This window comes from Nodosilinea sp. LEGE 07298 (genome assembly GCF_015207265.1).
GTDB lineage: Bacteria > Cyanobacteriota > Cyanobacteriia > Phormidesmidales > Phormidesmidaceae > Nodosilinea.
Window position 1 is genome coordinate 1 of record NZ_JADEXE010000530.1, and the last position, 2,222, is coordinate 2,222.

Here is a 2,222-nt window from a genome sequence, read left to right on the forward strand (position 1 = left end):
CGCCACACCAGCCCAAAGCCCAGCCCCCATAGCAGCGCCGACACCATTAGCCCCTGGGCCGGGCGGTAGCGGTTGAGCCAGCGGGCTACCGGCAGCTGCGCGATCGCGGCCAGCACCACGTGCCCGGTAAACAGCAGGCTCAGCGTGCCCTCGCCAATAGTCTGTTCCCCACCCGCGAAACGGTTCAAGTACAGGGGCAGCGTGCTTTGAATCTGGGCTAGATAGCCCGTGAACAAGACGTTCACCAGGGCATACACCATCAAGTTGGTATCCCTGAGGGCGTGGCCCCAGCCCTGTAGCAGCGATCGCGCCGGGTTATCTGCTGGACGCGTCTCGGCAATGGCGACGTAGATGATGCCAAAGAACAGCAAAAACGTGACGCCGTCGATGGCAAACAGCGCCCGGTAGGCCCCGGTCAGCGAAATCAGCGCTCCCCCAGCGATTACCCCGACCCCCAGGCCAATGTTGTCGGCCAACCGCACCAGGGCGTAGGCTTCGTTGCGCTGCTGGGGGCTGGTAATGTCGGCGGCCACCGACTCGGCAGCGGGCCAGTACAGGCCGACCCCAAACCCCATCAGCAGGTTGCCCAGCAAAAAGATCGGGAAACTGTTGGCCAGGATCAAAACGCCATCGGCCACTGCCGACACCAGGGCCGAGGCCAGCAGCGTCGGTCGTCGCCCCGCCGTGGGCGAGTCGACCAGCGACCCGCCCAAAAATCGACCGCCAATACCCGCTACCGAGCCCAGGCCAATGCCCAGGCCCACCTGGGTGGCCGATAGCCCCACCTGAGTGGTGAAAAAGATCGGCGCGTAGAAGAGGGTAAAGCCAATCCCCACCTGCGACAGCAGCCGCCCCGCCGCCAAAATCCACACCCGATGGTCTAAGTTGGGCAGCAGTTTTTTGAACCACTGGGTTAGAGATGTGATCATGACAGCGGCAGCTGTGGAGGCCGTCGCAGCGCATCCACCAAAGCCACGGTGCCGCCCACCATGCCCCACACCATCCACAGGCCCAGGTCGTAGCCCTTGCGATGGGCCACTTGGGCCGCCACCAGACCAATTAGACAGTGCAGGAACATAGGAATGTAGGCAAGGGGCAGAGTATCAGCCATGCTGGCGGGGCCATAGAAAGAAAAACCGTCAAAAAGGCAGCAGAGGGGGCGATCGCCCCGCAGAACGGGCTAATGCCTCCGCAAAGACTGTGCCCATAACCATTGCATTACTCACCTTACACCCAGGGCTAGATCTATGCTGTTGAGACTACCGCTCTACCCTGACAATTAGAATCTGCCGAGAGAAATATCGCCGTGGCCGCTGGACTTTTTGTGGGGCTCATTACCCTTGACTGCATTTACCGGGTTAGCCATGTCCCCAGCAGCGACGAAAAGATCGTCGCCGCCGATAGCTTGCTGGTAACCGGGGGGCCAGCCACCAACGCCGCGATCGCCTTTGCTGCCTTGGGCAACCGCGCTACCCTGGTTGGCTCACTGGGCCAGCACCCCCTGGCCGAGCTGATTCGCACAGAGCTAGCTATCTACAACATTGAAGTAGTCGATCTCACGCCCGATCTGCAAGCCCCACCGCCCCTGTCGACTATTCTAGTGACCGCCGCTACGGGCGATCGCGCCGTTGTTTCCCGCAATGCCGTGGGTCGCCAGGCCGAACCGCCCAGCTCTTTGGTAGCGTTACTCACGCAGACCGACATCGTTCTCATCGATGGCCATCAGATGGCGGCGAGTAATGCGATCGCCCACCAGGCCCAGACCCAGAGCATTCCCATCGTTATCGACGCTGGCAGCTGGAAGCCGGGCTTTGAGGCCGTGCTGCCCCTGGCCACCAGCGCGATCGCCGCCGCCAAATTTCGCCTACCCGACCAGGCCGATACTTCGATGGCCCTCAGCGCCCTGGGTATTCCCGAAGTCGCCGTTACCCACGGCCCCCGTCCCATCCACTACCGCCACCGCAACGCGGCGGGCACCCTGCCTGTGCCCCAGGTCACCGTTCAAGACACCCTGGGAGCCGGAGACATTTTCCACGGAGCCTTTTGCCACCACCGCCTGCAGTCTCCCTTTGTCGAGGCCCTGGCCCTGGCTGCTCAGGTTGCCGCCCAGAGCTGCCGCCACTTTGGCCCCCGCGCCTGGATTGAACTCCCCGATCTCTAGCGCATCTGCTCACGTTTACCGATCACGCCGCCGCTTCAACCGCTATAGTGCTCTCTGAGAT

Annotated in this window: 3 protein-coding genes; 1 reads left to right on the forward strand and 2 read right to left on the reverse strand. The window is 62.4% G+C overall.

Going from position 1 to position 2,222, the window contains the following annotated elements; translation table 11 throughout:
• Both IQ273_RS32685 and IQ273_RS32690 read right to left on the reverse strand, forming a co-directional pair.
• On the reverse strand, positions 1-929 hold a 929-nt coding region (locus IQ273_RS32685), incomplete at its 3' end, for an MFS transporter (RefSeq protein ID WP_194027238.1).
• On the reverse strand, positions 926-1,111 hold the full coding sequence (locus IQ273_RS32690) for a hypothetical protein (RefSeq protein ID WP_194027239.1): 186 nt from the start codon (positions 1,109-1,111) through the stop codon (positions 926-928). The genes IQ273_RS32690 and IQ273_RS32685, both read right to left, overlap by 4 nt.
• Positions 1,112-1,306: 195 nt before the next feature.
• Between IQ273_RS32690 and IQ273_RS32695 the strand changes: the two genes are divergently transcribed.
• Positions 1,307-2,161 (forward strand): PfkB family carbohydrate kinase, encoded by an 855-nt coding sequence (locus IQ273_RS32695; protein WP_194027240.1) that lies wholly within the window; start codon positions 1,307-1,309, stop codon positions 2,159-2,161.
• The last annotated feature ends 61 nt before the right edge of the window (positions 2,162-2,222 follow it).

Bases quoted from the DNA above. Each gene is read 5' to 3' on its own strand.
- IQ273_RS32690 (WP_194027239.1), bottom strand. From the start codon at position 1,111: ATGGCTGATACTCTGCCCCTTGCCTACATTCCTATGTTCCTGCACTGT.